This window comes from Parapedobacter sp. (genome assembly GCF_053550995.1).
Window position 1 is genome coordinate 16,215 of record NZ_JBMQOC010000105.1, and the last position, 22,520, is coordinate 38,734.

The 22,520-nt window shown below is 47.3% G+C and carries 21 protein-coding genes and 2 tRNA genes; 14 read left to right on the plus strand and 9 right to left on the minus strand.

Going from position 1 to position 22,520, the window contains the following annotated elements:
- Position 1: 1 nt before the first annotated feature.
- Entirely contained in the window at positions 2-640 is a 639-nt protein-coding gene (locus tag ACO1NT_RS13845; RefSeq protein ID WP_449049272.1) for an ABC transporter substrate-binding protein, read from the minus strand.
- Positions 641-667: 27 nt separating this feature from the next.
- Complete coding sequence (locus ACO1NT_RS13850; protein WP_449049273.1) at positions 668-847, minus strand: hypothetical protein; 180 nt, start codon at positions 845-847, stop codon at positions 668-670.
- 224 nt (positions 848-1,071) lie between these two features.
- On the opposite strand from ACO1NT_RS13850, the gene ACO1NT_RS13855 reads away from it, so the two are divergent.
- The 3 genes from ACO1NT_RS13855 to ACO1NT_RS13865 all read left to right on the plus strand — a co-directional run bounded on the left by ACO1NT_RS13855 (position 1,072) and on the right by ACO1NT_RS13865 (position 3,066).
- Positions 1,072-2,088, plus strand: a complete 1,017-nt coding sequence (locus ACO1NT_RS13855; RefSeq protein ID WP_449049274.1) for a sensor histidine kinase — start codon at positions 1,072-1,074, stop codon at positions 2,086-2,088.
- A 17-nt stretch (positions 2,089-2,105) separates the two neighbouring features.
- Positions 2,106-2,825, plus strand: a complete 720-nt coding sequence (locus ACO1NT_RS13860; RefSeq protein WP_449049275.1) for a LytR/AlgR family response regulator transcription factor — start codon at positions 2,106-2,108, stop codon at positions 2,823-2,825.
- A 167-nt stretch (positions 2,826-2,992) separates the two neighbouring features.
- Positions 2,993-3,066: transfer RNA gene (locus ACO1NT_RS13865), tRNA-Pro, on the plus strand.
- Positions 3,067-3,168: 102 nt separating this feature from the next.
- Here the strand turns inward: ACO1NT_RS13865 and ACO1NT_RS13870 are convergent.
- The 7 genes from ACO1NT_RS13870 to ACO1NT_RS13900 form a co-directional block, all read right to left on the minus strand.
- Positions 3,169-4,416, minus strand: coding sequence for an amidohydrolase (locus tag ACO1NT_RS13870; RefSeq protein WP_449049277.1), 1,248 nt, complete (start codon positions 4,414-4,416; stop codon positions 3,169-3,171).
- A 14-nt stretch (positions 4,417-4,430) separates the two neighbouring features.
- A complete protein-coding gene (locus ACO1NT_RS13875; protein ID WP_449049279.1) occupies positions 4,431-5,093 on the minus strand; it encodes an ankyrin repeat domain-containing protein in 663 nt (220 codons plus the stop codon).
- A gap of 69 nt (positions 5,094-5,162) precedes the next feature.
- Positions 5,163-6,512, minus strand: coding sequence for an amidohydrolase (locus tag ACO1NT_RS13880; RefSeq protein ID WP_449049280.1), 1,350 nt, complete (start codon positions 6,510-6,512; stop codon positions 5,163-5,165).
- A 124-nt stretch (positions 6,513-6,636) separates the two neighbouring features.
- Positions 6,637-7,494: a helix-turn-helix domain-containing protein gene (locus ACO1NT_RS13885; protein WP_449049282.1), complete on the minus strand. Its 858-nt coding sequence runs from the start codon at positions 7,492-7,494 to the stop codon at positions 6,637-6,639.
- A 135-nt stretch (positions 7,495-7,629) separates the two neighbouring features.
- Positions 7,630-8,868 (minus strand): hypothetical protein, encoded by a 1,239-nt coding sequence (locus ACO1NT_RS13890; RefSeq protein ID WP_449049283.1) that lies wholly within the window; start codon positions 8,866-8,868, stop codon positions 7,630-7,632.
- Between the two features lie 80 nt (positions 8,869-8,948).
- A complete protein-coding gene (locus tag ACO1NT_RS13895; RefSeq protein ID WP_449049284.1) occupies positions 8,949-9,251 on the minus strand; it encodes a winged helix-turn-helix domain-containing protein in 303 nt (100 codons plus the stop codon).
- 74 nt (positions 9,252-9,325) lie between these two features.
- Positions 9,326-9,958, minus strand: a complete 633-nt coding sequence (locus ACO1NT_RS13900; RefSeq protein WP_449049285.1) for a hypothetical protein — start codon at positions 9,956-9,958, stop codon at positions 9,326-9,328.
- Positions 9,959-10,066: 108 nt separating this feature from the next.
- Here ACO1NT_RS13900 and ACO1NT_RS13905 point away from each other — a divergent pair.
- From ACO1NT_RS13905 to ACO1NT_RS13955, 11 genes are all read left to right on the plus strand, one after another.
- Positions 10,067-10,143 (plus strand) — tRNA-Pro (locus tag ACO1NT_RS13905).
- Positions 10,144-10,421: 278 nt separating this feature from the next.
- Entirely contained in the window at positions 10,422-11,513 is a 1,092-nt protein-coding gene (locus ACO1NT_RS13910) for an SGNH/GDSL hydrolase family protein (RefSeq protein ID WP_449049286.1), read from the plus strand.
- Positions 11,514-11,633: 120 nt separating this feature from the next.
- Complete coding sequence (locus ACO1NT_RS13915; RefSeq protein WP_449049288.1) at positions 11,634-12,707, plus strand: LacI family DNA-binding transcriptional regulator; 1,074 nt, start codon at positions 11,634-11,636, stop codon at positions 12,705-12,707.
- A gap of 243 nt (positions 12,708-12,950) precedes the next feature.
- Positions 12,951-13,916: a Gfo/Idh/MocA family protein gene (locus ACO1NT_RS13920; RefSeq protein WP_449049291.1), complete on the plus strand. Its 966-nt coding sequence runs from the start codon at positions 12,951-12,953 to the stop codon at positions 13,914-13,916.
- Between the two features lie 163 nt (positions 13,917-14,079).
- Positions 14,080-15,432 carry a Gfo/Idh/MocA family oxidoreductase gene (locus ACO1NT_RS13925; RefSeq protein WP_449049292.1) on the plus strand — a complete coding sequence of 451 codons (1,353 nt, stop codon included), beginning with the start codon at positions 14,080-14,082 and terminating at the stop codon, positions 15,430-15,432.
- A gap of 9 nt (positions 15,433-15,441) precedes the next feature.
- Complete coding sequence (locus ACO1NT_RS13930) at positions 15,442-16,755, plus strand: sugar MFS transporter (protein ID WP_449049294.1); 1,314 nt, start codon at positions 15,442-15,444, stop codon at positions 16,753-16,755.
- Positions 16,756-16,785: 30 nt separating this feature from the next.
- Entirely contained in the window at positions 16,786-17,976 is a 1,191-nt protein-coding gene (gene nagA, locus ACO1NT_RS13935; protein ID WP_449049295.1) for an N-acetylglucosamine-6-phosphate deacetylase, read from the plus strand.
- 8 nt (positions 17,977-17,984) lie between these two features.
- Positions 17,985-18,743, plus strand: coding sequence for a glucosamine-6-phosphate deaminase (locus ACO1NT_RS13940; protein ID WP_449049297.1), 759 nt, complete (start codon positions 17,985-17,987; stop codon positions 18,741-18,743).
- A gap of 111 nt (positions 18,744-18,854) precedes the next feature.
- Positions 18,855-20,432: an MFS transporter gene (locus ACO1NT_RS13945; protein ID WP_449049298.1), complete on the plus strand. Its 1,578-nt coding sequence runs from the start codon at positions 18,855-18,857 to the stop codon at positions 20,430-20,432.
- Positions 20,433-20,434: 2 nt separating this feature from the next.
- On the plus strand, positions 20,435-20,659 hold the full coding sequence (locus ACO1NT_RS13950; protein ID WP_449049300.1) for a DUF6814 family protein: 225 nt from the start codon (positions 20,435-20,437) through the stop codon (positions 20,657-20,659).
- Positions 20,660-20,759: 100 nt separating this feature from the next.
- A complete protein-coding gene (locus tag ACO1NT_RS13955) occupies positions 20,760-22,274 on the plus strand; it encodes a GNAT family N-acetyltransferase (RefSeq protein WP_449049301.1) in 1,515 nt (504 codons plus the stop codon).
- Positions 22,275-22,520: the final 246 nt, after the last annotated feature.

The window sequence follows — 22,520 nt, forward strand, 5'->3', positions numbered from 1 at the left end:
GTTATTGCACTTCGAATTTCATCCAGACATCTCCATCGCGCCCGAAAATAAACTGTTTCGGATGAAAAATCTCAGCAAGGATTTCGATGTCGTCGGCGATGAGTGCACCGGGCTGCCGTAGGTGGTCAGGGTGGTGGATAATATACACATTGCCTTGTTTTACCGCCTTGGTTTGTGTCCATTCGGGTGTGGCGATCAGGGTGGGTAGCGTAGCTATTAATTGCTGCATAGGCGTTTCACCGATCACCACCATTACATCGGCGGCGGCTCCTTCTGCAAATGAGGTAACCGGAATGCCGCCTGCAAGCCGCGTAATCGTTTCAAGATAGGCATCGTTGACAGGCCGAACGGGCGGAATATCCGCTATAAACACCACGTGCGGTTTGTTTTCGTCGGTAATGAACTTTAATTTATGGGTAATGATATTGATGCGCTCCTCAAGGTCTTCGGCCAATTGGTTGGCCTTTGGTGCTACACGGAGTATATTACCTATATCACGGATGGCGGCATATACAGCATGGGGGGTATGCGCCCCCAAAATTGCTTCGTGTCCGGGCGCCTCTTCCAACAAGGGGAGACATGCCGTATCGAGGTCGAGCGCAGACAGGATACTATGGAGAGATAAGCGTGTACGGAGCATGGGGGCAAAGGTACACAAGTGGCACCGTTATCGCCATAGCAATACGTTAAAAACATCTACCTCGGGAAGTGAAATGAACGACGCATTCAATTGGATACGCTCTTGTGTGATTTCACTTTGCGGTTGCTTCGCTACTAATATCAAGCCCACGAAAAATGGAATGACAAGGAGCAGGAAGGGGGAAATGTTACTGAGAAACTTTTTCATCTTTCTATATGTTTCAGGGTTAGCCTATCACATCAATTTCCTTTTGCACACTACAAAGAAATCGATTACAGTTTAACCGCGAAAAAGTTTTAGACCAACGGTAGGATTTTCTAGACCAACGGGATTGGGGAGTTTGTCCGTCAAAATAGCGTGTTGGCCGATGGAAGCGGGGTGTTCGTCGATAAGGACCGACGATATGGGTTGCTAGTCCTATATTTGTAATTATGCTTAAAAATAAAGCGGTTTTGACGCATGGATTGGTTTGGTTGGCGCTGCTAACGGTCTTATTCTTGGTAAACGTTAGGGAGCACCCGGACCATGCCGTAATCCTTATCTTGCTTTACGGGGCATTGAATGTCATTATCTTCTATATACACTATTTTGTAATCAACCCGATATTGATCGGTATGGGCCGATATTGGCGCGCAGTCGGTTATATTGCTATTGTCTTGGCGGTATCCATCGTGGTGAAGTACGGGATCGCCTTGTATTACGATGATATCATTCTGCAGTATCGTGATAGTGATGGGCAACAGAAAATATTAACACCCATGCAGTATATGGTGGCGGCGCTGATTTCAGGTCTTTTTTTTATGCTGTTGAGTACGGCTGTTTACGTGATTTCAACGAATTTCAGGACCCGCGAGGACCGGAAGAACCTGGAAACGGAAAAGCTCAATGCTGAACTCGCATTTCTAAGGTCGCAAATTAACCCACATTTCCTATTCAATTCGCTCAACAACATCTACTCACTGGCTTATAAGAAATCGGAAAAGACCCCGGAGGCCATTCTCAAATTGTCTGAAATTATGCGCTACATGCTGTATGAAAGCAATGAGGAGACCGTGCTGCTGGAAGAAGAGATAAATTACCTGAAAAATTATATCGAACTGCAGAAGCTGCGCTTCAAGGAGAAAGTGCATGTAGACCTGCATGTCGACATCGAAGAAGCGGGGCGCCGCATCATGCCGTTGTTATTGATTTCGTTTCTCGAGAATGCATTTAAGCATGGTGTATCCACCGATGAACACCAGCCAATCCGTATCGATATTAGCGTTCAAAACGGACGGTTGTATTTCAAAGCCGAGAATGCCAAGAACCAAGTGAACAAAGACCAAACGAAAGGCGTTGGGCTGACAAATCTCAAGCGAAGGCTGCAATTGGGGTATCCGGACCGGCATACCATCAATGTTGTGGAATCTGAAAATTATTACAGTAGCGAACTTTTCATATATTTATAACCCCAAAAAGATTTGCCATGGTACGATGTATTGCCGTAGACGACGAGCCGCTAGCATTGGACATCATCGCTGACTACGTTGATAAGGTTCCCGAATTGACATTGGTAGCCAGTACAACCAATGCCATTGAGGCGTTAACCATGGTGCAGAATGGAGAGGTCGACCTAGCGTTTTTGGATGTGCAGATGCCCGAACTGACCGGTATACAATTCCTTAAAATCATCAATGGGAAATGCGACGTGATTCTCACCACGGCCTACCCGCAATATGCGTTGGATGGCTATGAGCTCAACGTCGTCGATTATTTGCTCAAACCCATTGCCTTCGACAGGTTTTACCGATCGGTACAGAAAATTTTGAATAATCGTCCCCAACAGCAGGTGCAGCTGCCGGTTCCGACGCCGCTTCCAAGTGATGCCGTGGATTTTATCTTCGTTAAAACGGAGCATAAAATACAGCGGGTAGACCTCGATGATATCCTGTATATCGAAGGACTCAAAGATTACATCTCGATCTATACGGCTATGGAGCGAATCGTTACCCTGCAGAATATGAAAAAGATGGAGGACATCTTACCGTCCAATCGATTTGTACGTGTGCATCGTTCGTATATTGTCGCTTTGGATAAGATAGCGAGCATCGAACGGGGCCGTATCTTTATCGAAGATAAGGTTATTCCGGTGGGGGATACCTACCGCGATGCGTTCTATAAATATATCGGCGATAAAAATGGTTAGCAACCACTGTTTTTTGTCCGATTCGAATCCCCTGCCGACAGACGTATACCTTTGAGGTTTCGAATCGAAGGGAAGCATTGGAGCTAGAAACAAAGATAAAAAAGCGTGGGGCGGCATGCTTTTTATCTGACCTGAATTGAAAATTTTTTTATCTTTGCACTCCCAATCGGGTTGTAGCGTAGCCAGGTATCGCGCCAGCAGGGGGTGCTGGAGGTCGTGGGTTCGAATCCCGCCAACCCGACTCATCAAAAGAGACCGCTCACCTTAAGGTGAGCGGTCTCTTTTATTTTAACGGGTTTTCAACTATCGCAATAAAGCCGCTCAATGAGATAAAAAGTGCCCTTTAACTTTTCAAAGGCACCATGTTGCCTTTACTGATTAGGATATTTACGGGCGACATTCTTGAAACGGCTTCTGCCGAGCAGCTGGCATCTACCAAAGCAATGTCGGCATCATCGCCGGTCATAGGCCACTGCATCGCTCCATTATTGTCTAAGGGGAGTGTACCTTTCGTGGCAAAACGTAATGTTCTGGACAAGTCAAATTCCGTTTCCCAACCGTACAATTCGGCGATCAGCTTGGCTTTTTGCAGCATGTTGCCTGTCCCGAAGGTGCTCCAATAATCCTGTACATTGTCATTGCCCACCAATACTTCCACGCCGTGTTTTACCAAAGTGGGAATAGGCATCGTTATTTTATTTCGGAAGGGAACGGACGATACAATTCCAACCTTTGCTTCGGATAGCTTTTCGGAAATCCCCTCGGCCGCTTTTTGCGAAAGATGGGCCAGTGCAAAAGCGTGGCTAACATAGGTTTTTCCCTGTAACGGTGGATTTTTCAACGTGTGTTCAATCAGGTATTCGATGGTTCGTATCCCTTCCTCACCGGCATCGTGTAAATGGATGTCTATCCCTTTATCATTGTCGATCGCGAGCTGGACGGTAAAGTCAATGGCCTTTTCTATGTCCCCATCGATGCTGAAAGGGTCCAGTCCGCCAACAAAAGATACATTTGGTAGCTGGGCTGCCTCTTTCATCAATGCTGCCGAATCGGTGTAATACAATCCGTGCTGTGGGAAAGCAACCAGTTCTGCACTAAAAGTGCCCTTTTTGTTGTTCAACGCTTTCTCCAGGTTTTCCAACGAGCGAAGCCCGGATGTGGTGTCCACGTTGAAATGGGTACGGGCAAACGTTGTCCCATAGTTTTGCAACAGATTGATGAGTTGTCCGGCACGTTCAACAGAAGTTTTTAAAAGGTGTGGGATTATTTCCTGCTCATAGGCAATCATATCTGCGACTGTCCTTCGCTTTGGAGAAAGCGCCTGCCAAGGCAAACCGTATAGGGTTTTATCAAGATGTATGTGCATATCTTTGAAGGCAGGAAGCATCAATAGACCTTTGGCATCGATGGCATCCGCTAATTGTTCATCATTCGCGAACACCTGGCTAACCTGCCCATTGTTAATTTCAACGCAAAACAAATCGGTTTGCGTAGCTATCACTCCACTTTCATCCTTGATAAAGCCGGTTTCCAACCGTACATTTTTTAACGTATAATGTCTTTTTTTGTGTTCCGCATAATTTACTTGCATGGTATGTTTTGCTTTTACGATTTTATAGTGGAGGCGATTTCCTTATATCCCCTTTGTTCTGCATGCTGCAAAGGCGTTACGCCATCATGGTCCGGAATATCCATTTTTGCCCCCGCATTTTTCAGGATTTGGACAATTTTTTGATATTTTTCGCTGCCATCCCCCAAAATGATGGCTTCTAATAAGGCAGTCCACCCTAAACGATTGACATGGTCTAACGGATAATTTTTTGTGTTGGCTAGCAATTGTACCGTTTCGATATGCCCGCGCTCACAGGCAGGTATCAGTGCCGAACCATGATAGCGGTTAAAAACATCAAAACGGCCCCCACTGCTCAAAAAAAGCTGCACCAGTTCTGTTTGTCCGCTTGCTCCCGCGTACAGAAATGGACTATCCAAATTATTTGCCTGTTGGTTTACATCCGCACCATGTTTTACAAGCAATCTTGCCATTTCGGTATTGGTGTTGCTGGTCGCGATCAACAACAGAGAACGTTTACTTTCGTCAACGGCGTTTATATTTGCACCATTCATCAACAATTTTTTTGTCGCTTTGACATCGTTCATCCGGACTGCTTCTAAAACATCTCGATCGCCATTGCTAGTGTATGCTTTTGGGGTTGAATGACAGGAGGTTGCCATTGCTATTAAAGTCACTGCTAAAAAATATGATTTCATCTCTTTGTTGTTTTTTATAATGGTAATGGGCCCGATTAAAAAACGATTGCCTAATGTGTCGATGTTACGTTAATAGACTTTATTCCCTCGATGGATTAATGAACGAACGGGTGACATTCGGGAAACCGCTTCTGCGGAACAGCTTGCCTCTATCAATACCACATTTGCATCGTCACCTACTTTCGGCCATTGCTGGATGCCTTTGTCATTTAGCGGAATGGGGCCGGCGGTTGCCAGTTTCAACATCCTCGACAGTCCGAACTCTGTTACCTGTCCATACAATTGAGCGGCGAGGTTCGTTTTCTGCAACACACTCCCCGTACCCATTGTGCTCCAGTAATCCACAATACTGTCGTTGCCTGTCATCACCTTCACGCCGTGTTTCAACAGTGTGGGAATCGGCATGATCAAACCACCGAACGGAATGGTGGAGACAATACCCACTTGCGCTAAAGCCAACTGTTCTGCGATAGACTCCTGCTGGGCCTTATCTAACCTTCCAAGCACAAAAGCGTGGCTTACGAAGGTTTTTCCTTTTAAAATAGGATTCTCATTTACTTTGGCCATTAAATATTCGATGGTCTTTTGCCCCGATACGCCAGATTCATGCAGGTGGATGTCGATCCCTTTGTTATTGTCCAAGGCGAGTTGAACGGTGGTATCAATGGTTCTTTCAATGGAGCCGTCCACGTTTGTGGGGTCTAGGCCACCGATAAAATCAATATCCATTTTGGCTGCTTCTTTCATATAGGGAAGGGAATCCGTATAATACAGGCCATGCTGTGGAAAAGCAACAAGCTCCGCATCGAAAACACCCTTTTTGTTTGCTAGCGCTAATTCCAGATTTGTTAATGAATCTAGTTTAGAGGTCGGCTCTATATTTACGTGGCTGCGGGCAAATCCTGTTCCGTATGATTGTAAAAGTTCAATCAATTGTTCTGCTTTGTAGGTAGAATTTTTCAGCATATCTCGCAACGTTCTTTGCTCCAGTTCGATCATTCCCTTTATTCCCCCGGACTGGCGTACTGCACGCCATTTATCGGCATATAAAGTCTTGTCCAAATGGATATGCATATCCCTGAAAGACGGTAGCATCAGTAATCCTTTGGCATCGACGGCGTCTGATAGCGGTTGGTTGGCATTTATCTTCCTAATTTTGCCGTCAGCTATTTCGACAGTAAATAGTTCGGTTTTGGTTCCGATGACGGTTTCATCTTCGTATTCGAAACCGGTTTCCAATCGGACGTTTTTTAGGGTATAATTACGTGTTTGTTGGGGTACGATTGTTGGGTTCCCCGTTTCCGTGGTTTCGTCTAAACCGGATCCTGCGTATCCCATACTGGGGATAATGGATAACCCGGCTAGTCCCCATGTTGAATGTTTCAGAAAATCTTTGCGTGAAATAGTGGTCTTCGCCATAGCTTCTTAATTTATCACCGGCAAAGTACGTGAGATAAAGCGAATTATACTATCGTAAAAGCGGACTATCCTTGTGGGATTTATCTTTTTCGCGCATTGGTCCAACGGGAAAGGATGCGATGTTTTATATTTTTTTCCGAAATTCGGTTGGTGTTATACCTGTTTGCGCCTTAAAGAAGTTGGAAAAATAGGAATGATCGGCAAACCCTAATTTGAAAGTGATCTCCTTGATCATCAGATTTTTATTTTGTAGTAATCTTTTTGCTTCCGTACTCAAACGCTGATGGATAAGTTGCATCGCTGAAACCTTTAAGTGTCTTTTACAAAGGGTGTTGAGGTAATTGGCTGAAATGTGTAATTTCTCTGCATAAAAGGAAACCGATTTTTGTTCCCTGTAAAATTTATCTATCAGCGTGTTGTACGCTGCCAATTTCGGGTTGGATTGGTACACCTTGAACGCTGTGAAGATATGTTCTGCCTGCTTGCTTACAATAGCTGCGATAACGGCAGCCCGTGCGTTGATCAGGTGCTTGAGTGGGTTTTCTGCATTCAGCTCGCTCTTGATTGCATTGAATTCGTACATCAGCATTGAAAATGCCGTTCCGGTAAGCTTGATTACGGGATGGTTCTGATAATTGGTAAAAGAAAACCTGAAAAAAGGAGCGAATTGTTCGAAGAATGCCCTTTCGACCATTAGCTGGTAGCCAATGGTACCCTCTTTGATATTCCACTTGTGCATCTGTCCGGGGAATAATACATGTACTTCTTGATTGCCGATGAGGTAATCGATAGAATCGATATTATGTACTCCCGAGGCCCGGTCAAAAAGAATAATGATGAAAAAGTCATGCATATGCGGCGTCTCGATAGTTTTTTCGCCACGTAATTCGTTGAACAGAAGTTCATCACACCCGGCCAACTGCCCTTTTCGGAATTCGCCTAAGTCTATGACGGGACCTGGATTGTACGACGATCTCTGCATAACCACATGAACAAGTGAAGTTCGTTTGTGAAATTTATGAAAAAATCTGAACTAAACGAGTTTTTCATCATTTAGTTCAGACAGTTCCGCCTTACGGGAAGTACAGGTGCAGCCGTTGCACCATTTTACCAAGACTTATATTCCGAATATCATCGGGAAAAGGAACGTCACGATGAGTGCCCAAATACAATAAATGGGTAGGTAGCGAGCAACGACGACTTGCACCCTTGTTATAGGTACGTCCGCCCGCAGCACGCGGATGAGTTGAACGAGTACCCATATAAGATTCATCAACACTAATACATTGGCGCCTAACACCGCAACCCGGTTGGGGGTGATGCCCCACTCGGCGATACGGAACAAAATGGCAGAAAGCGCGACGATGTTGACGACAACCGTTACGGCAGCTAGTAGCGTGATGATCCCTGTCTCCCAGCGGTTTTTGGTAGGCGAAGGGCCAGCAATGGAAAAGAAAATGATGGCCATGACCCCAATTAGCATGACGTTGAAGATGAGCAAGAAATCCCTGTCGGTATATGGGTTTTTACCACCATAGGCCATGGTGATGAGGTAAACAACGAGCATGGCCAATACCAGCGGACAGAATATGCGGGCGATGACAGGCGAAATTTTTCCGACCAATTGTGGATTGGATTGGATGAGAAAGGTGGCAACCAAGGGTACGGCAGCAGCGCCGGTGATTCCGACATATTGGAAGTAAATGTCTTCGATTTGGAGCCCTATTGCCGCGAATAAACCAATGGTGACACCGCTGAGTATGGCACCTGAAATGGCAATAAGCGCCATTAGCACCAGCAGGTCGCCATTGTATGTGAGGAAGCCGGTCCGCGGTGTGTGGATGGGATTCGTGTTCCCGCTGAATGCAAAACCCAACAGGGACCACAGCACCAGCACAAGATGGAGGCATGACAGCACAACGGTGTCACTTTCTGGGTTATTGGGTAGCAGGTTAATGAAAACGGCGCTTATCAGCGTTGCGCTAAGCAGGAAGGCAAGTTTGCGCGGTGGCAAATTATGCCTCCAGGCGAAGAATACCGCTAACGGCGAAAAAATGATAAAGCCGATGTTCCTGGGGTAGAAAAATTCCTCATCGATGGAGAATAGCATGGGGAACTGGGCAATAAGGCCCGTTATCGCTGCTGCCACGAGGATAAACAAAAACTCTTTGCGGCTACCCCAATGGATGGTTTCGTCTGCATAATTCAGCCGGGCGTTCCAACATTCGGCGACGATGTTGCCTTTGAGGGTAGGGAATAGGTCATTGAACGATTGCTTGAAAGCTACGCGATTGTTGCGATATAAGCTTTCCAGATGTGCCGGGTCGTGGAGATGGGTACGGATTTCAGTTTTCATGATGTTGGAGTGAAGATTATCAAAGTTATGGAAAAAGAACTTTGTTTTTCAAAGTTATTGAATAAAAAATAAGGGTATGTTCATTTGCTTTGTGATTTAATTAATTGTTCCAATGCTTTAAGGTGCCTGTCGAAGGCTGTTTTGCCATCGGCGGTAATAAAATACTGCGTATTTGGCTTCCTACCGACAAATGATTTGTTAACCCCGATGAATTGCTCCTTTTCGAGCGCCTTGATGTGGCTTGCCAGATTACCATCCGTAACGCCCAGAAATTCTTTCAGTGCATTGAAGTCGAGCGTATCATTCACCACCAATGCCGACATGATACCGAGCCTCACCCGGCTTTCGAATGCTTTATATAATCCGTCTATTGCTGTTTTCACTTTTCAGCTAATTATTTCTCTATTGACTACTGGGGTGCTCGATGTAAATACGATGGTTTTGTTTGCGACCATAATTATCGCTCGGTTTCGTAGCGATAATGGATATAGATTCCGTAAATAATATGCAGTATGCCAAAGCCAATGGCCCAACAAAGTAATCCGTAACCGATAAAAAATGTGCCGATCAGGCCAAGCATAATCTCCATCAGCCCCAAAAATTTAACTGCTCCATAAGTGAAGCTGCCGGCACTATAAAGGGCCAAACCATAAAAAATGAGTGAAAATGGCGCTATTAAACCAACCATTCCATGGGCAAGAAGCATAAGGATCACTAGCCCACCCGTAATAAGCGGGACAGCCATGTTGATGACAAGGCGACGTGAGGGCGCATTCCATAGCTTTTCGCCCCGCTTGCGGGATTTGCGCTGTGAAAGAAAGATAGCGGTGCCTATCGCAAGCAACAAGGTGCCGAGCGCCAATGATAGCAATTCGGTGGGGATGGGCAATGCCTCGGTGGCTTCAACGGTTGGCGGTATTATTTCGAGTGGATTGAAACCAAGCCTCTCATACGTGATGTAGGCAGCAGCCAGGGCATAAATACCCGCCATGACACCCGACCAACCCGAGAGCGACAGAAACTTGGAGGTCCGTTCCATCATCGAGCGGATTTCGGCGAGATCCCCGACATAGTCTTTCTCTTTCTTCATCTGAAAGTACTTTTTTTCACAAAGTTAAATAAAAAATGGAATATCCAAGAAATGGGTTGAATTTTTTCGTGAGAAAGTAATATTTTTGCACACCAACCGAGCCAGAAGCGGGATGTAGCGCAGCCCGGTAGCGCGCTTCGTTCGGGACGAAGAGGCCGCAGGTTCGAATCCTGTCATCCCGACCAACGCAATGGAGCCCTTGCTTTCGCAAGGGTTTTTTTATGGAGTGGTCCGGCCAAGCGTGCTTGAGCGGGTTCGATGCATAAAAAAATGAGGCACGAAGTGCTGGCTCGATTTGATTGAGACTTCCTCCATATAACGATGGCTGCGGATTAGGGTATGGCGGGTGCCGGACGCAGCCAATTCTGTCATCCAGATAGTGGGCAGATCTCCTGCAAGCCATGTTGGTCGTAGAGATAATTTTCTTACTTTTAACGCCAATTAGAAAGCTAAAAATCACGATATGATTGGAAGAATTAAATACCTGTGGGTATGCTTTGTATGCATGGGCATGGTGGATTGCTCGTTTGCAGAAGCGGCCGATACCTTGCGTTACACGGATGCCCAACAACTCACCCTTATAGGCAAACCATTTCCGGACGGACCGTTCTACCATCGTTTGGACACAACGGCATTCCCAGCGATGCCCCTCACTGTAAAGCGCTTGTTGACCCATTCGGCCGGGTTGGCCATCAGCTTCAGCACCAACAGTACAAAGATTGCGGCAAAGTGGTGCACGAGTGCACGGAAGCCGGGGAATAACATGACGGCAATCGCTTTTGAGGGGCTGGACCTTTACATAAAACGGGATGGTCGTTGGCAATATGCCGGCGTAGCGCGGCCGGCCACCAACGAATGCAACGAATATACGTTAGTACAAGATATGGAACCGGGCGATAAGGAATGTTTGCTTTATCTTCCGCTATATGACGAAACAACCTCCCTGGAAATCGGTATAGAAGCAGATGCCGATATTTCAGCAAGGCCGAACCCGTTTGAAAAGAACATTGTCATTTATGGCTCGAGCATTGTGCATGGCGCGTCGGCCAGCCGTCCGGGTTTGGCGTATCCGGCAAGGCTTTCCCGGGAAACGGGTTATCATTTCTTGAACTTCGGCGTAAGTGGCAATGCAAAGATGGAACTTGAAGTGGCCAAAGCACTCGCTCAAATGGATATGGATGCCTTCATTTTGGACTGTGTGCCCAATTCGTCGCCGGCCCAGGTGACGGCGCGTACGGCCGACCTCGTGAAAACCATCCGTGCCAGCCATCCCGGAGTGCCTATTATTGCGATACAAAGCGTCGTGCGAGAAGGCGGGAACTTCAATCGGTCGATAGCGGAACGCGTGGCTGCCCAGAATGCCAATTTCAAGTACGAAATAGACCAATTGCAAAAAGAGGTGGACGACCTTTATTTGATTACAGCTGACGGTCTGTTGGGTGACGATCACGAGGCTACCACAGATGGTACCCATCCCAATGATCTCGGCTTCGACCGAATGTTGCAAAAGATACGCCCTGCCGTGCTGAAGATATTAAAGCAGTATGGGATTTAACCCGATTCAAAACGCCAACAAATCGGGCAGCCTTGGCTGTTTTTTGTGTTCATGCGTAATCATCAAGGGTAGTATCCCGTTAAAACGGGACAAGTGCTGATAATAAAAAACAAACAGATCGTGAAAAAAGATAACCCGGTGAGACAGCTTTCGGGCGTAAAAGAAATCGCGAGGCGAGCGAATGTTTCGATAGCAACCGTGGATCGGGTGATACATAATCGGAAAGGGGTATCGGAAACGACCCGGCAGAAAATCAATGATATCATCAGGGAAATCGGTTTTCAGCCGAATATACTTGCCAGTAGGTTGGCTTCCAAGAAAACCAATCGATTTGCCGTACTGATACCCAATGCAAAGGAAACGGATTATTGGGGGGCGCTACGTGTGGGGGTGGAGCGTGCGCACAACGAAATCAAACAATATGGTATCCAATTGGAGTTGTTTCTCTTTGACCTCAACGACAAAAAATCATTTGAGAAACAGACCATGGCAATTTTAGAGGGTGGCTTCCACGGGGTGGTTTTAGCCCCTTCCTTCGTAGAAGAGGCACGGAAATTCATCTTGGTTTGTGAATCTAGGGAGTTGCCTTATGTATTTATTAATTCGGATATACCCGACGCAAAGGCCTTGGCATATATTGGTCCGCACTTATTCAAAAGTGGGTCTTTGGCAGGTCAACTGATACGATTCGGGTTAAAACAAGGAAAGGTGCTTGTCGTTAATATATCCAGGGAAATCGATGCCTATCATCACCTGTTGCGGAAAGAGGAAGGATTTCGCGCGTATATGGAGGCGACGAATAGGGTGGATAGTTATATTGAAATAGAGAGAATTGATATCACAAATACCACAGACGAAGCGATAGGCGCCGCATTGAGGGACTGCATGGGGCGGCACCCCGACATCGCAGCATTCTTCGTGACTAACTCCAGGGTGCGGAGTGTGGCCAAATACCTGCGCAAACGACCGACCAAGCCATACATCCTCATCGGTTACGATCCGATAGCCGAGAATGTAGGCTACCTGAACGACGGAACCATCGATTTCCTGATTGGCCAGAAGCCAGAAGAACAGGGCTACGCCGGGATAACGGCGTTGTTCCAGCACGTTGTTACCGGACAGGAAGTAGCCAAAGAACAATACATGCCCATTGATATCATTACAAGCGAGAATGTTGCGTTTTACAAGAACTAATCTTTAATAGCCCGCCGATCACGACGGATAGGGGAAATTTTTCATTAAATAATTTGGAAGAGAAAAATATAATGGCGTATTTAGCGGGTACGTTACCGCAATGCAATTATAAATACCATAGAGCCGTGTGAAAAATAGGAAAATATATAGGGCCTTGGTGCTTTCGGAAGGTGCGTGTACGTACACGTAAGTAAAATTACTATGGAAATAGATCGAAGAAAATTCTTAAAAGACCTAACTGCTATGGGCGTCGGTTTATCCGCAATGTCCATGACCAAAGTGGGTTTTTCAAATGAACCGATGCCAGGGAAGCGTGTGGGAATCATAGGTTTGGACACCTCGCACAGTGTGGCATTTACGAAGGAGCTGAACGCGTCTACCTCCGATGAGAAGCTTAAGGGATACAGGGTAGTGGCCGCTTATCCCTACGGAAGTAGGACCATTGAAAGCAGCGCTAAACGTATACCGGGATACATAGATGACGTGAAAAAGCACGGAGTCGCTATCGTGGATTCAATCGAGGCATTATTGGCGCAAGTAGATGTGGTCCTACTGGAAACCAATGATGGTCGGCTCCACTTGGAGCAGGTGTTGCAGGTATTCAAAGCGGGTAAGCGTGTGTTTATCGACAAACCGATTGCGGCTTCTTTGTCGGATACGAAGGCGATTTTTGACGCGGCAAAACAATATGGCATACCTACCTTTTCATCATCTTCATTGCGATATGTCGAGAACATCCCAGCGTTGGCCTCGGGGAAGTTGATTGGTAACATTACGGGTGCCGATGCTTTTGCACCTGCTACATTAGAACCCACCCATCCGGATTTGTTTTGGTATGGCATACATGGCGTTGAAATGTTATACGCATTGTTAGGGACGGGTTGCAAAGAGGTTAGGCGCATGTATAGCGATGGAACGGATATTGTCGTTGGCACATGGACCGATGGCCGCGTTGGCGTTTTTAGAGGGATCCGAGAAGGGAAAGGTGGGTTTGGTGGCATGGCTTATGGCACTAAAGGCCAGCAAACAATTGGTGAATACAAGGGATATTTACCGTTACTTTATCATATTGTCGATTTTTTCAATTCCGGTATCGTTCCGGTCAGCCCCGAGGAGACCACAGAATTGGTTGCGTTCATGGAAGCCGCAGACGAAAGTAAACGGCGGGGCGGTGTAGCCGTAAATGTAGCCGGGCTGCTGAAAATGTAACCTGCGATCATGGTGGGAATTTCAGCAAACACATAACCCAAATGCGTAGTCGAGTAAAACCATGGGTGATTTTTCGGTTTTTTCTTGAAATAATTGGTAATTGCCAGCGCTATGAAAGGATGGATTGACTAAAACAGTATATATCAATTTAATTAACTAAGTTATGGATGCCAAAACGAATTCAAGAAGAGAGTTTATCAAGAAAACAACGATCGGCGCTGCGGCTTTATCATTAGGTGGCGTTTTTACCGGGATGAACGCTCGGGCTTATGTAAATACCTTAAAAGCTAACGATCGTGTTCGTGTGGCCGTGATGGGGGTGAATGCAAGGGGGCTTGCGCTATCCAAGAATTTTTCGTCGCAGCCCAATTGTGAAATCGCTTATATATGTGACGTGGATTCGCGGGCGGCTGAAAAGTGTGCCGCCCAGGTGGAGACCATACAGGGCGCACGTCCCAACCTCGAGGGAGACATCAGGAAATTGCTCGAGAAAAAAGATTTTGATGCCTTGGTGGTCGCGACACCTGACCACTGGCATGCCCCAGCGGCTATCTTGGCGTCGAAAGCGGGAAAGCACGTTTACCTCGAAAAGCCGGCCAGTCATAATCCAAATGAGGGGGAGCTGCTTATTGCGGCACAGAAAAGATACGGCAATGTCATCCAAATGGGTAACCAACGCCGTTCCTGGCCCAATGTAGCACAAGCGATCCAGGAACTGCACGGCGGTATCATCGGTAAACCCTATTACGCGAAAACGTGGTATTCCAATAACCGGCCATCTATCGGTGTGGGCAAGGAGATAACGGTGCCGGCGTGGTTGGACTACGAGTTGTGGCAGGGTCCCGCGCCGCGGCGTCCGTTTAAAGACAACCTGATCCATTACAATTGGCATTGGTTCTGGCATTGGGGCACCGGTGAGGCATTGAATAACGGTACGCATATGGTCGACCTCGCCCGCTGGGGCCTACAGGTGGATTACCCCACCAAAGTGACCTCCACCGGTGGACGATATCGCTATCGGGATGACTGGCAGACCCCCGATACGCAGGTCATTAGCTTGGAATTTGCTGACCAAAGTATGATTACATGGGAAGGTAGGAGCTGCAATGGTACACCGGTAGAAGGTTCGTCCGTTGGCGTTATCTTCTACGGTGAAAATGGTTCTTTGCAAATTGATGGCGGAAATGCCTATAAAGTGTATGACCTCAAGGGTGAGTTGGTGAAAGAGGTTAAAAACGATCTAGTGATTAATGCACGCAACCTTACCAACCCTTCACAGGCCTTGGATGCCATCCACATCCAGAATTTCTTCGACGGTATTAAAAATGGTGGCCAATTGGCGTCTGATATCGAAAGTGGCCACATCAGTACGCTGCTGGTTCAACTCGGCAATATTGCCCAGCGCAGCGGCGGCATGTTGGAGACAGACCCCGCTAATGGTCATATCCTACACAACAGGGAAGCGAAAAAACTATGGCGCCGGGAGTATGAACGCGGGTGGGAACCAACCATTTAACCGGATCCCATGACAACACCAAGCAAAATAGATGTCGCATCACTTTCAAGACGCGATACCACGGTCTCCATTGTGATCATCGCAGGGATGTTTTTTATCTTCGGGTTCCTGTCGTGGATCAACGCCATCCTTATTCCGTATTTTAAAATCGCTTGCGAGCTTACCCATTTTCAGTCGTATCTCGTGGCGTTTGCGTTTTACATTGCCTATTTTGTCATGTCCGTGCCTTCGTCTTACCTATTGAAGGCGATCGGTTTCAAAAAGGGGATGATGGTCGGTTTTTTTGCACTGAGCCTTGGGGCCTTTATCTTCGTGCCCGCGGCGATGACGCGTACCTATGAGGTTTTTCTCATCGGGTTATTCACGATAGGCGTCGGGTTGGCCATTCTCCAAACCGCTGCTAATCCCTACATTACGATTCTCGGGCCGAAAGAACGGGCTGCTCAACGCATTAGCATCATGGGAATCTGCAACAAATTTGCAGGGATTGTGGCGCCTTTGCTTTTTGCGGCAGCCGTGTTGCGACCCACAGACCAAGCGCTCTTCGATAGTTTGGCATCGATGACCGATGTCGCGCGCTCTGCGGCCTTGGATGAACTCATTGCACGGGTTATCGTACCCTACACCATTGTCGGAGCCGCCCTGTTGCTGATCGGAATCGGGGTGCGCTATTCGCCACTGCCTGAAATAGACACCGAGGGAGAATCGGAAGAGGTGTCGGCCGCGAACCATAGCAAAACGTCGATTTTCCAGTTTCCGCATTTGGTGTTGGGGGCCGTTGCGATTTTCATCCATGTCGGCGCGCAGGTTATCTCCATCGATACGATCATCAACTATGCGGGTTCGATGGGGGTGTCACTGATCGAGGCCAAGGTTTTCCCTTCTTACACCTTGGGCACGGCCATTGTTGGCTATTGTTTGGGTATTTCGGTTATACCTCGCTGGATAAGCCAAAAGAATATGCTGCGGCTGGTTACCATCATGGGTGCCGTTCTCTCGTTGTTGATCGTATTTACGCGCGGCGACGTTAGTGTATTCGGGCATCAAACGGATATATCCATTTGGTTTGTCGTGCTCTTGGGTATTCCCAATTCACTCACTTGGGCGGGTATCTGGCCACTGGCCATCGACGGGCTGGGGCGGTTTACCAAGGTAGGGGCATCCCTGCTGATCATGGGCTTGTGTGGCAATGCGATACTGCCCATGGTATACGGGTACTTTGCAGATACGATCGGGCTACGCGAGGCCTATTGGGTGCTGCTTCCCTGCTACCTCTATCTCATTTATTATGCCATGTGGGGGCACAAACTTAGAAAGTGGTAGAAAACCATTGTTTATTTACTAGAATCACCAATGTCGAAAAAATACGTGAAAATCATCAACGGCCGCATCCTTACGCCGTATCGTTTGATCAGAAACGGCGAGGTCTTGATTGCCGATGGTAAGGTCGAAGCCGTGAGTGAAGATGAGACAATAGGGTACGATGCCGAAATCATCGATGCGAAAGGTGCCTATGTTTCGCCGGGCTTTGTCGATATCCATGTCCATGGCGGCGGTGGATCGGATTTCATGGATAATGATATGCACGCCTTCCTGAACGTTGCAGAAACGCATGCCCGGTTCGGCACGACCGCAATGTTACCTACGGTGTTGACCAGCACTAAGTCGGCGATCATCCGGTCGTTAGCTACCTATGAACAGGCGGTAGCAGCCAACATGAAAGGAGCAAGATTCCTGGGGGTGCATATCGAGGGACCTTATTTTGCCATGGAGCAACGAGGGGCCCAAGACCCCCGGTACATCCGGGATCCTGATCCGGCCGAATATATGGAAATCCTGGATAGTTCTTCTTCCATCAAGCGATGGAGTGTTGCACCCGAACGCAAAGGTGCTATACCGTTCGGTGATGTCTTGCGCGAGCGCGGAATCTTACCATCCATTGCGCACACCAATGCGCTCTATAAGGATGTTATCCAAGCCTTCGAGCATGGTTATTCACTGGTTACCCATTTATATTCAGCGATGTCGGGTGTCACCCGGAGGAATGCTTTTCGTTACGGAGGAGTTGTCGAGAGCGCCTATCTTATCGATGAGATGGATGTGGAAATCATAGCGGATGGCAGGCACCTGCCTGCCGAGCTACTCAAATTGGCTTATAAGATAAAAGGACCCGACCGCATCGCATTGATAACCGACGCCATGCGTGCGGCTGCGATGCCGGAGGGGCCGAGCACTTTAGGTAGTTTGGCAGACGGCATCAAGGTACTGGTAGAAGACGGTGTGGCCAAGTTACCCGATCGGTCGGCGTTCGCCGGTAGTACGGCAACTGCAGACCGTCTCGTACGTACCATGGTACACGACGCAGACATACCGCTCATTGATGCGATACGGATGATGACCGCAACACCGGCGCGTATCCTGGGTGTGGACCGTAGTGTCGGAACTTTGGTAGCTGGTAAAGAAGCTGATATCGTAATTTTTGACGAGTACATCAACATTAAAATGACCATGGTAAAGGGAGAGATGATCTACGTTGCCAGTTGAATTGAAAAATGGTGAACAGGAAAGTAGATTCGTTGGTTGTCAAACAGTTTGGTAACCGCGTGGAAATGGGGAAAGCGGCGGCTCGAGATGTAACGGGAAAGTTGTTGGACTTATTGGCCGTGCAATCCACTGTTAACGTGGTTTTTGCCGCCGCACCTTCTCAAAATGAATTTTTGGAAGCACTTGTGAGTGGCGGTGATGTCGATTGGACCCGGGTGAATGCTTTCCACATGGATGAGTACATAGGCTTGCCGAGCAATGCTTCCCAGCGTTTCGGTAAGTTTCTCGAAAACCGTCTATTCAGTAAGTTGCATTTCCGATCGGTCAACTATTTGGATGGCAACGCTACCCATATCGCGGACGAATGCCAACGCTATGCTCATCTGTTACAGGAACACCCGATTGACATCGTATGCATGGGAATCGGTGAAAACTGCCACATTGCATTCAACGATCCGCATGTTGCCGACTTTGCTGACTTAATGTGGGTAAAAATGGTCGATCTGGATAGCACATGCCGACAACAACAGGTGAATGATGGATGTTTCGATACGCTGTTGGACGTCCCAACACACGCGTTGACACTAACGATTCCGGCATTGATGGCAGCCGATTATATCTTTTGTATGGTGCCCGGCCTGAATAAAGCCGACGCTGTCCACCACACGTTGCTGGGCAATATTACACCGCTATACCCCTCCACCATCCTGCGATTACACCGCGATGCGGTCTTGTATACGGATGAAGCGAGTGCTTCGAAATTATAATTTTTTTATAATTCCGCTATCAGTATTGAATAATTGTAATTAATTTAGGCCCATCGTATCCCATTTTTGAAAGAATGGGATATTTTTTGGCCAATTATCGAATAATTATCTATGCAAGAATCTTCCCCTGTAGACACAGCTACCCACAAAAGGAACCTATGGAAAGTCATCGGTGCTTCTTCGTTAGGCACACTCATTGAATGGTATGACTTTTATATCTTTGGCAGTCTAGCAATTATCATTTCTACCAAATTCTTTCCGCCCGATAACCCCACAGCTGCATTTCTTTCTACATTAGCTACATTCGCTGCCGGTTTCGTGGTACGGCCTTTCGGTGCCTTGTTCTTCGGTCGCCTCGGTGATATCATCGGCCGTAAGTATACGTTTATGGTTACGTTGCTCGTAATGGGGTTGGCCACCTGCGCGATCGGTTTGGTGCCGGGTTACGAAACCATCGGGTTTGCGGCCCCTGTCATCGTCCTACTGTTACGGCTGTTGCAAGGCCTGGCATTGGGTGGTGAGTATGGCGGCGCAGCCACCTATGTTGCTGAATATTCGGAACCTGGAAAACGCGGATACCGTACTTCGTGGATTCAAACGACGGCGACCTTTGGGCTGTTTATCTCGCTGGCGGTCATTATGCTCACAAAGGGAAGCATGTCTGAGGAAGCGTTCGATGAATGGGGATGGCGATTGCCCTTTTTGATTTCTTCCGTTATGGTCGTGGTGTCGTATTTCATCCGGAAAAATATGGATGAATCACCATTGTTTAGGAAGGCAAAAAGCGAGGGGAATACCTCTACCAATCCGCTTAAGGAATCTTTTGGCAAAAAGTATAACTTCAAGTTCGTGCTCCTAGCGCTGTTCGGGGCCACCATGGGGCAGGGCGTTATCTGGTATACGGGCCAGTTTTATGCCCTATCATTCCTTCAGAGTGTGTGCAAAGTGGATTTCGACCAAACCAATTACATTATTGGTGCGGCGTTGCTGGCCGGCACGGGCTTCTTTGTGTTCTTTGGTTGGTTGTCTGATAAAATAGGTCGAAAACCCGTTATGTTGGCTGGCATGTTACTGGCTATTCTCACATACCGCCCGATATTTGACCGTATCTATCAATTGACGGACATTGAAAACAAACAGGAATTGGTTGACGAATACTCGACGCGACAGCACGTGGCAATGCATGGCGAAAGGGGTGACTCGTTGCGGGTTACTACCGTAGAACGTTTTTTCACTGACGGATCGGTGCATACGATTGTGCAGGAGGAAGTAAAAGTAGCGGGCCAAGCGGAGTTCTCAACGCCAACGTCCGTAGCACACACCCACGTGGGGTCAAGCGCTTTCGTATCGCTCGTATTGCTCGTGTTTGTGCTGGTAATCTATGTCACCATGGTTTACGGACCTATTGCGGCCTTTCTGGTGGAGATGTTTCCTGTCCGGATCCGGTACACATCAATGTCATTACCGTATCATATCGGTAACGGTATTTTCGGTGGTTTGCTTCCGGCCGTCGCTACTTACTTGGTTGCCAAAGCACAGTTTGCCAATGAGGCGATGTTTGCCGCAGGTAATGCCCTGCCAAATGAAAAGCCCTACCTTGAGGGGCTGTGGTACCCGATTATCATCGCCGGTGTCAGCTTTATCATCGGTCTGCTCTATATCAAAAACAAAAACCAAAACGTACAGTGAACATGAATGCGATAAAAAAGATATTAGGAATCGTTTGGATTGCCCTCGGTTTGGCCGCGGGGTATTATTTGATTGTTAGCCAGGCCATACCTCAATTTTCCAGTGACCGGCCTGAAGATCTGGTGCCTGCCATCATTTATACATTTATATTGATGCCCATCATCACGGGCGGATTATGCATATTCGGATGGTATGCGTTACAAGGGGAATATGATGAGGCTAATTAACCGAGTGGTTGGCCACTTCCGTTAAAAGCATTTGCAGCCGTCAAAATGATTCATTAGGTTTAGCATTGCATTCCTTGAATGTGGATTCAATTTGGACGGTATGAAAATTCAAGTCAGAAAATTATCGCTGAGAGACTATAATGACCTAATCGATTCGATGAATAGGGCTTACGGTGGCGTGGGCGGTCTGTGGACGCGGACAAACATCAAAGATTTGATTAGGCTCTTTCCCGAAGGTCAATTATGTGTTGAAGTTGATGGTCGGGTGGTGGCTTGCGCATTGGCCATTGTCATCGATACCCAAAAGACGGATATTACCGACACGTACCGGGAGATCATCGCCGAAGGTACCTTTTCGACCCATCATCCAGAAGGTAATGTGTTATACGGAATCGAGGCTTTTGTGCACCCGGAATTCAGGGATCTGCGCTTAGGCAGACGGCTCTATGATGCGCGCAAAGAACTATGCGAACATTGGAATCTAAAAGGTATCCTGCTGGGTGGCCGCCTGCCTAAGTACCACGAATATGCTGACGAGCTGACGCCGAAGCAGTATATCGAGAAAGTTAAGCGGAAAGAAGTGTACGATCCGGTATTGACCTTCCAACTGGCGAACGATTTCCACGTGAAGAAAATACTGCAAAATTACCTCGCAGGCGATACGGAATCCAAGGAATACGCCACGTTGCTGGAATGGAACAATATCTACTATGAGCCGAAAAAGAAGGCTTCATCGCCCTCCAAACAAACCATCCGGTTGGGGTTGGTACAATGGCAGATGCGTACGTTTAAAGACGTCCAGGCGTTTTATGACCAAGTGGAGTTCTTTGTGGATGCAGTAAGCGGATACGGCGCAGATTTTGCCCTTTTTCCGGAGTTTTTCAACACACCGTTGATGGAACCCTATAACCATATGCCTACCACCGAAGCGATGCGGGAGTTGGCAAACATGACAGCCGAGATACAGCAACGCATCCAACAACTGGCCGTTTCATACAACGTGAATATCATTGCGGGTACCATGCCGGTCACCGAGGAAGACGGTAGGCTATATAACGTATCATGGCTTTGCCAGCGTAATGGCAAAACGGAAGCGTACCGGAAAGTGCATATCACACCCAATGAAACGAAATATTACGGAATGCACGGTGGTGACAAGGTCGGCGTTTTTGAGACCGACTGTGGAAAGATCGGCATACTGATATGTTATGATGTCGAGTTCCCCGAGCTGGGCCGGATTCTTGCCGACCAGGGAATGCAGATTTTGTTTGTCCCATTTTTAACGGATACCCAAAATGGTTACGTACGGGTTAGAAACTGTGCGCAGGCCCGTGCCATTGAAAATGAATGTTATGTTGCGATTGCAGGCGCAGTAGGGAACTTGCCGAGGGTGAACAACATGGATATACAGTATGCACAGTCGGCGGTATTTACACCTTCCGATTTTGCCTTTCCAACAAATGCCATCAAAGCGGAGGCCACTCCGAATACCGAGATGGTTCTGGTTGTCGATGTGGATTTGAATTTATTGAAAGAACTCAACCAATACGGAACCGTTAAAAATATGCTCGATCGACGAAAAGATCTATATCGTGTGTCGCTGGTTAAAGAATAACGTATCCCATATTTCATTTCAACTTTTTTCCGATGATAATCCCGAGCGATTAATCGCTTAGCCGCGTTGTTACAGGACACAGCAGGATAGTTTTTCGACTCATTTTCGATAGACTTGTCTGGTAAATGTAAACAGCTGGAAACCGCTGCTTGCTAAACTAACCGTAGAAGGCAAACCGCCACGGTCGACATTACTTGTTGGACAACTGAACTGAACCAGCTATGCAGTTGTAAAACGGGGCTTTGG

What these genes read in the sequence shown, in the direction of transcription:
- ACO1NT_RS13875 (WP_449049279.1), bottom strand. Translation starts at nt 5,093, where the DNA reads ATGAAATCATATTTTTTAGCAGTGACTTTAATAGCAATGGCAACCTCC.
- ACO1NT_RS13900 (WP_449049285.1), bottom strand. Translation starts at nt 9,958, where the DNA reads ATGAAGAAAGAGAAAGACTATGTCGGGGATCTCGCCGAAATCCGCTCG.
- ACO1NT_RS13890 (WP_449049283.1), bottom strand. Translation starts at nt 8,868, where the DNA reads ATGAAAACTGAAATCCGTACCCATCTCCACGACCCGGCACATCTGGAA.
- ACO1NT_RS13910 (WP_449049286.1), top strand. Translation starts at nt 10,422, where the DNA reads ATGATTGGAAGAATTAAATACCTGTGGGTATGCTTTGTATGCATGGGC.
- ACO1NT_RS13870 (WP_449049277.1), bottom strand. Translation starts at nt 4,416, where the DNA reads ATGCAAGTAAATTATGCGGAACACAAAAAAAGACATTATACGTTAAAA.
- ACO1NT_RS13930 (WP_449049294.1), top strand. Translation starts at nt 15,442, where the DNA reads ATGACAACACCAAGCAAAATAGATGTCGCATCACTTTCAAGACGCGAT.
- ACO1NT_RS13850 (WP_449049273.1), bottom strand. Translation starts at nt 847, where the DNA reads ATGAAAAAGTTTCTCAGTAACATTTCCCCCTTCCTGCTCCTTGTCATT.
- ACO1NT_RS13925 (WP_449049292.1), top strand. Translation starts at nt 14,080, where the DNA reads ATGGATGCCAAAACGAATTCAAGAAGAGAGTTTATCAAGAAAACAACG.
- ACO1NT_RS13950 (WP_449049300.1), top strand. Translation starts at nt 20,435, where the DNA reads ATGAATGCGATAAAAAAGATATTAGGAATCGTTTGGATTGCCCTCGGT.
- nagA (WP_449049295.1), top strand. Translation starts at nt 16,786, where the DNA reads ATGTCGAAAAAATACGTGAAAATCATCAACGGCCGCATCCTTACGCCG.
- ACO1NT_RS13845 (WP_449049272.1), bottom strand. Translation starts at nt 640, where the DNA reads ATGCTCCGTACACGCTTATCTCTCCATAGTATCCTGTCTGCGCTCGAC.
- ACO1NT_RS13920 (WP_449049291.1), top strand. Translation starts at nt 12,951, where the DNA reads ATGGGCGTCGGTTTATCCGCAATGTCCATGACCAAAGTGGGTTTTTCA.
- ACO1NT_RS13945 (WP_449049298.1), top strand. Translation starts at nt 18,855, where the DNA reads ATGCAAGAATCTTCCCCTGTAGACACAGCTACCCACAAAAGGAACCTA.
- ACO1NT_RS13855 (WP_449049274.1), top strand. Translation starts at nt 1,072, where the DNA reads ATGCTTAAAAATAAAGCGGTTTTGACGCATGGATTGGTTTGGTTGGCG.
- ACO1NT_RS13940 (WP_449049297.1), top strand. Translation starts at nt 17,985, where the DNA reads ATGGTGAACAGGAAAGTAGATTCGTTGGTTGTCAAACAGTTTGGTAAC.
- ACO1NT_RS13885 (WP_449049282.1), bottom strand. Translation starts at nt 7,494, where the DNA reads ATGCAGAGATCGTCGTACAATCCAGGTCCCGTCATAGACTTAGGCGAA.
- ACO1NT_RS13880 (WP_449049280.1), bottom strand. Translation starts at nt 6,512, where the DNA reads ATGGCGAAGACCACTATTTCACGCAAAGATTTTCTGAAACATTCAACA.
- ACO1NT_RS13860 (WP_449049275.1), top strand. Translation starts at nt 2,106, where the DNA reads ATGGTACGATGTATTGCCGTAGACGACGAGCCGCTAGCATTGGACATC.
- ACO1NT_RS13955 (WP_449049301.1), top strand. Translation starts at nt 20,760, where the DNA reads ATGAAAATTCAAGTCAGAAAATTATCGCTGAGAGACTATAATGACCTA.